Origin of the sequence: Candidatus Stygibacter australis, from assembly GCA_030765845.1 — a bacterium.
Taxonomy (GTDB): domain Bacteria; phylum Cloacimonadota; class Cloacimonadia; order Cloacimonadales; family TCS61; genus Stygibacter; species Stygibacter australis.
This window is the reverse complement of the sequence record JAVCDJ010000263.1, coordinates 41,421-47,737: the sequence shown is the minus strand read 5'-3', so window position 1 is coordinate 47,737 and position 6,317 is coordinate 41,421. Positions and strand designations below refer to the sequence as shown.

The window sequence follows — 6,317 nt, the reverse complement described above, 5'->3', positions numbered from 1 at the left end:
AAAATCACGCTGAATCTGCATGAAATGACGATATATCACCTGGTTAAGGTCTAAAAGGGAATCAGTGTTTAAGGCTCTTTTTTGAAAATAACCAATAATGCTATCCATAAATATTTTACTGCCTATGATACTCAAGGCAACAATAATAAACAGAACTACCAGTATAAAAATCTTTCTCTTTATCGGGTCTTTTACCAGGCTGTTCATATATACCTCACAAAATTTAATTCAAAGTAAATAATGCAATTTTCAAACCAAAGTTTAATTTTTTTATTAACAATACATATTTCCATGATTTTCAGTAACTTAAGTAATATCTTTGCTGTTATGCGTTGAAAAAAATAGTCCCAAAAACGGGCATTTTACCGTGAATTGCCCGAAATCAGGAGAAGAAAAATGCCAGCCAGAGAGTGTTTTCAGCATCAGAGGTCTTATCCACTCGATGTAATTGATGAGCTGGGATATAAAGATAACTCCCAGGCTTGAGCTGAAATATCTCGTCAGGATTTCTATATTTGATAACAGCATTGCCTGATAGAAGTAAGATCCATTCGTTTTGCGGTTGATCATACCAAAATCCAGGAGGGGATGCCTGCCCTGCAGAAACAATCCTTTCAATCCTGATCTGCTGCTTATCGAATATTATTTGCGAGATTTCCTTCGGAAAGGGGAATTCAGGCAGATCTTCAAAAAAATTAGGCAAAGCTGACATGTTCCCAATCTTTTCCATTCCAGATTTTACTATAGTTTCTGAACATTACATAAGCAAGCCAGATCTGCTCGAGAGTCTGCAATCTTTCTCTCATAGAAATATCCAATTCGTCTACCCAGGTATTAAAATTTTTGATCAAGTCATACGGTAATTCATAATCAATCATATTCTGCAGATCATCCTGTCTGGGTAAAAATACGGCTTCATCTTCGTCTCCAAAGCCGGTAAATTCTTTTGTTTTAATATTATAATTATCAGGAACTATGCTGTAAAACTCATCTTCACATAACAAAAACCTGTAAAGTCCCTTTTCAAATTCCATATCAGCAAAATCCTGAGGAACACCATAAAAATAATCACCCTGTTCCGGTTTCCAATGTGCCTTTACTTCATCAGCTTTTCTGCACATGTTAATGTATCTTTTACTTGTATCCATCCTTCAACTCCCTCATTTAAATTTTATATTAGCAATAAAATTTGAAAATGATATTCTTTGTCCAATATAAATTATTTTTTCACTTAAAAAAACAAGATCCTGCAATTATCAGATATCCAAAGTGGGGTTAGGAGAAATGAAGAGCTCATATTCCTCCATTTTTAGATAATAGTTTCTGATCAATTTATAAGAAAGAGGTAATGATACCAGAAGACCAGCCAGCAGGCAGATAGCACCAAATAAGTTAATGAGTAAAACCTGCAAAGAGATAAAGAATTGCTGCCATCTGGTTTCATGTCCTGCTTTGATGCTGAAGATTATTGCGCGAATGGGATCGATTTTTTTTTCAACCATCAGGAACGGAATAGGAATAACGCAGGCAATACCATAAAGCACCATGATCAGGCGGACAATATGAAGAACCGGATCTACCATAATATCGAGGAGGTAACCCGTGCAGATAACCTTGAGAACAAAGAAATAAAATTCAGCAATTAGAGTGAGTAACCAGAATTGGGGATAAAATCTGATACTTGCTAAGTATTTTGAGACAGTAAGATCATCTTTTTGAGCAAAGGGGATAAGGGTAAAGGGAACCAGAAATAGTAAGATCAGGTTGGTAGTCCAATAATTTTCTCTGAAAACATAGGATAATATTGCTATAGGAATTATGAATGCCAAAGTTATCAAAAGTCCCAATCCCAGTGATTTTGAGTATTCTTCTTTTTGATTCTGCCAGGTTTCGGAGAAGTTTTTTGCGGCAGAAAGATCAGTTTTCAGAGCGGTCGAGGCGTGACCGCATACTTGACAGTAGATCTGATGAGGATGTAATTGTTCATTGCAGTATTGTGTTTTACCTTGTTTCTTAGTTTCTGCTTTATCTATTCCTTTGCATCTCATTATTTATTTCCTTTTAATTTATAATTTATTCCCAGCTGATTTACCAATCCCAGATCACCATAGGAAAGAATTGCATAACTAAATTCATATCTGTCCCAGTTGATCCCAAAACCACCAGTTAATCCTGCCAGTTTTTCACCGGAGCCACCTGTTTTCCAGTCAGCGGCATCACTTTTATATCCTGCTCTAATTTTCAGATTTTCCATAGGAGCTATTTCCAGACCAAAGCGTGTGTAGTAGTCATTTTTAAATGGTTTATAGAAATCTGCTGCCAGGAGAATTTTGGGATTGATCTGGAATCCAAAACCCAGGTCGACCAGAGAAGGCAGGTTTTCTTCATATTCTGATGAGGTAAAAGCCCAACGCTGAAATCCAAGATTCCGTAAGGAAATACCGATATGAAGATTCTCGTTTTCTGTGATATGATAAATACCTAGATCAACGGCAAACATAGAGGCTGAATGGCCATCAATTGATTCAAAGAGCATTTTGGCTGTGGCACCCAGATTCAAGCTGTTTGTGATATGATATGATAATGCCCCCCCGGCTTCCAGGTCTAAAAATCCAAATGTTCCGTCGGTTCCCAGATAATTACCCTGATCATCACTAAGGGTTTTGGTTTCAGAAGTTGACAAAAACCTGGAATATATGGCATAAGCAGAACGATCATCAATTGGCTTGGCAAAAATTAGTGAGCCACAATTAATTCCATCCAGGTAACTCATATAGACAGCATTAAGTTGGGAATCCTGCAATTGATACAATCCTCCGGGATTAAAAAACACTGCTTCGGCATCATTGGCGATTCCGGCATATGCTGAGCCCATGGCAGAAGCTCTGGGTGAGAATGATAATCGGGAGAAAGTAAATCCCGTGGTCCCTGCGTTTTCATCGGCAGCATAACTAACTGCAATAATGCCAGTTAGGAGTATAATAATAAATATTTTTTTCATCTGTTCCTCTTAAAATTCTACTTTGATCTTACTGATTTGGTTAAAAATTTCTTCTTTAGTTTTTGCATTTAGTAATTGGTCAAGATTACCAGGAGTCCTGATAAAGTTTGAAATTGCAGCCAGCAGCTTCATGTAATTTGATTGTCTGGAGGGAGGAACAGCAAGGAGAAAAACCAGCGAGACGGGTTTTTGATCGATAGAATCATAGGGAAGGGGTTCAGCTAATTGACAGACAGTAACCACAAAATCCAGTACTGTTTCATTGCAGCCGTGTGGTAGGGCAACTGCCCTGCCTATTCCGGTTGACATTACATTTTCGCGTGCCCAAATAACCTTGAAAAAGTCATCAGCAGAACTAACTACTTTTTTCATAGCCAGGAAATCTGCCATTTCTTTTAGAAAGGACTTCTTATCTACTGCCAAATATTGTGCCAGGGTAAAATCCGATCGAAACACGCTTTCCATATAGATAACAACCTCCATTATCTTCCTGATTTGTCTATTTATTTACTTGACTGAATAAGTCAATTATTTTTTCTGCTGTATTGCTTTAGTAATGTAACTTAAATAAGGAGAAAAGAGCATGAAAATTAGATTACTGATCATATTGGCAGTATTAATTGTAGTTACCGCAATTTCAGCTGAAATTGCACCTGAGACAGTTTTGGCGAAGTATTCAGAAGGTCAGATCACAATGGAAGAATTTAATCAGCGACTAAGTATGATTCCTGTAATGTATCAGGGCAGATATCAGTCCTATGAAGGTAAGGTTAAATTTTTAAATGAGTTATGTACAGAGGAAATGTTTTATCAGGAAGCACTTACTTTGGGTTTGGAAAATGATCCAGATATTCAGAAAAAAATAACCAACCAGATAAAATCAACCTATTATACAGAATATCAGAAATATCTTAAAAATGATGAGATCAAAATTACTGATGAAGAGCTTTATGAATATTTTCTGGAACATCTTGATGAGTACCCGGGAGTTACATTTGATGAATCCAAAACGATGGTGGAAAACAAATATCGTCCTCAGGTAGAAAAAGAATTTTTTGAAAAATATGATGCTGATCTGTGGCAGAAATATGATATTGTCATTCATGAAGACCTTCTCGATTCACTTGATTTTAATGACCAAAGCACAATTGATCCTATTGCTGACCAGAAATACGTCACAAGTAATGATCCTGATATAGATAAGACCATAGCTGATCTAAAAGAGCTTTACGATGGCTTGCCGAATAGAAATAAGCAGCCATTTTTGCGTAAGGAATCAAGACTGAACTCAATTCATGAAATGACTAAGATGGATCTCTATTATCACGAAGCGCTCAAAGAAGGCTTTGACCAGAATCCTGTAGTGCTGGAAACTTTGCCAATGATAAAAAGAAACATGATGCTGAGAGAAACTTATAATCGTCTGGTTACAAATCAGATTGATGTAACTGACCAGACCATCAGAGAATATTATGACAATAACCTTGAAAAGTTTAGCACCAAACCCTTCCGTAAGATCCAGGCATTTGGTTTCAAAGATGAAAAAGCTTCAAAAAAAGCCAGAAAGACGGTAAAAAAAGCGCTTAAGAAAGGTGATACCGAGTCATTGAATGCTGTACTCGAGAGCTCTGTTTTTGAGTTTGAGAATGGTGAATTAGATCATATCTATAAAAACAATATTATTCCTAAATGTGGAAATGATACTCTCTGGTGTGAGGAAGTGTGGGATGTGGATTATGGCAAAACAGACCCGGAAGATCTCAGCGATATTTTAACAAGTGCTCAAGGATACTACGTATTTTTCCGTATTCTGGAAGATACAGTGCCAGTAGCAACTCCTTTTGATGATGCCAAAGTACAGATCGAAAATGAGATGAGGCGAGATAGATCTCGTGAGCTTTTTGAATCTGCTGACCTTGATCTAAGAAAGAAATTTAATCTGGAGATACTAGAAGATAATCTGATAGAAAAACTCACTCCAGAAGAATATTTCACTAATGCCGAGAATGCCCAGAAAAAAAGGCGCTATAACGATGCAATCTACTATTATGATCAGATATGTGAATATTATCAAAATGGCTCAGATGATTATAAAGCAATGTTTATGAAGGGTTTCCTTTATTCTGAAGAGATCAAGGACAAAGACAAGGCAATAACTATCTTCCAGGAATTGATAGATAAATACCCTCAGGGTGACTTGAGTGACGATGCTCAATATATGATTGATGAGCTTAATGGAAAGAGCAACGTTATAGAAAATATGGAATAGTTCAAAAATCCATTATATTGTAGTCTTGGATTGTAGATAAATAAAGGGGGACAATGTGTTTTACTCTGGAGAACAGCTAAAAGAAGTTTTTCTTAAAGCAAAAAAACAGCGTTTTGGGATTATTGCCTCAAATATGGTTTTTGATTTTACTATAAGAGGCGTATTACAGGGATATGAACAGCAACAATCAGATGGGCTGCTGCAGATGAGCAGTGGAGCGGTTAAATTTGCTGCTGGTGATACTCAGGATATGAATATCGGTGCTCAGTTGATAAGTACAATAATAAAAACTTTGGCACAGCAATATAAGCATTCCGGAGTGGGATTACATATTGACCATGCCACGCCTAATTATTTTGATTTCGTAGTATATTGCATAGAAAACAATCTGGTTTCCAGTGTTATGATTGATGCTTCCAAAGAAGAATTCAAAGAAAATATTCGTATTTCGTCTGAAGTAGTCAAAATTGCCCATAAGCATGGTGTACTGGTGGAAGGAGAAATAGGTTACATAAAAGGCTCTGAAGATGAAATCGTCAGTGATACTGAGTTATACACTAATCCCGAAGAAGCTTTGGAATTTGTGCAAAAAACCAAAGTAGACCTATTTGCTGCCAGTGTAGGAACAAATCATGGAGTAACCAAAGGAAGCGAAGTTGTTCTAAGGCTTGATCTCATTAAAAAAATTGATGATCTGCTGATTGCCAATAATGTGGAAACAGGTATTGTACTGCATGGTGCCAGTGGACTCACAGCACGTCAGCAGCAGGACGCTATAGCCAATGGAGTGGTGAAAATCAATAAGGACACGATGTATCAGATGGAAATGGCTTCTGCTGTGCAGGCATATTGGGAAAAGGAAAAGGACTCAATCGTGAAACCAGCGGGTATTTCTGAAAAAGAATATATTCCTGATAAAAAGAGATTCGATCCGCGTAAATGGATTTTTAAAGCAGAAGAAGGGTGTTCGAAAGCAGTACAGGAACAGGTTGAAATTTCTGGCAGTGCTGGAAAATCAATCCTGGTTTAAAGTAATTTAAGGAGGAA

8 protein-coding genes are annotated in these 6,317 nt (G+C 36.9%); 2 read left to right on the top strand and 6 right to left on the bottom strand.

Annotated elements, in window-relative coordinates; translation table 11 throughout:
* From RAO94_13255 to RAO94_13230, 6 genes are all read right to left on the bottom strand, one after another.
* Positions 1 to 207: hypothetical protein (locus RAO94_13255; GenBank protein ID MDP8323310.1), on the bottom strand; the 207-nt coding region annotated here is incomplete at its 3' end.
* A gap of 175 nt (positions 208 to 382) precedes the next feature.
* Positions 383 to 730, bottom strand: a complete 348-nt coding sequence (locus RAO94_13250) for a cupin domain-containing protein (GenBank protein ID MDP8323309.1) — start codon at positions 728 to 730, stop codon at positions 383 to 385.
* Positions 696 to 1,148 carry a hypothetical protein gene (locus tag RAO94_13245; GenBank protein MDP8323308.1) on the bottom strand — a complete coding sequence of 151 codons (453 nt, stop codon included), beginning with the start codon at positions 1,146 to 1,148 and terminating at the stop codon, positions 696 to 698. The genes RAO94_13250 and RAO94_13245 overlap by 35 nt, the downstream gene beginning before the upstream one ends.
* Before the next feature lie 108 nt (positions 1,149 to 1,256).
* Positions 1,257 to 2,048 (bottom strand): hypothetical protein, encoded by a 792-nt coding sequence (locus tag RAO94_13240; GenBank protein ID MDP8323307.1) that lies wholly within the window; start codon positions 2,046 to 2,048, stop codon positions 1,257 to 1,259.
* Positions 2,048 to 3,001, bottom strand: a complete 954-nt coding sequence (locus RAO94_13235; protein MDP8323306.1) for a PorV/PorQ family protein — start codon at positions 2,999 to 3,001, stop codon at positions 2,048 to 2,050. The genes RAO94_13240 and RAO94_13235 overlap by 1 nt, the downstream gene beginning before the upstream one ends.
* A gap of 9 nt (positions 3,002 to 3,010) precedes the next feature.
* Positions 3,011 to 3,484 carry a PTS sugar transporter subunit IIA gene (locus RAO94_13230; GenBank protein ID MDP8323305.1) on the bottom strand — a complete coding sequence of 158 codons (474 nt, stop codon included), beginning with the start codon at positions 3,482 to 3,484 and terminating at the stop codon, positions 3,011 to 3,013.
* A 100-nt stretch (positions 3,485 to 3,584) separates the two neighbouring features.
* Here RAO94_13230 and RAO94_13225 point away from each other — a divergent pair, with 100 nt between their 5' ends.
* Together RAO94_13225 and RAO94_13220 are read left to right on the top strand one after the other, a co-directional pair.
* Positions 3,585 to 5,270 (top strand): peptidyl-prolyl cis-trans isomerase, encoded by a 1,686-nt coding sequence (locus RAO94_13225; GenBank protein MDP8323304.1) that lies wholly within the window; start codon positions 3,585 to 3,587, stop codon positions 5,268 to 5,270.
* A 55-nt stretch (positions 5,271 to 5,325) separates the two neighbouring features.
* Positions 5,326 to 6,300 (top strand): class II fructose-bisphosphate aldolase, encoded by a 975-nt coding sequence (locus RAO94_13220; protein ID MDP8323303.1) that lies wholly within the window; start codon positions 5,326 to 5,328, stop codon positions 6,298 to 6,300.
* Positions 6,301 to 6,317 lie beyond the last annotated feature (17 nt).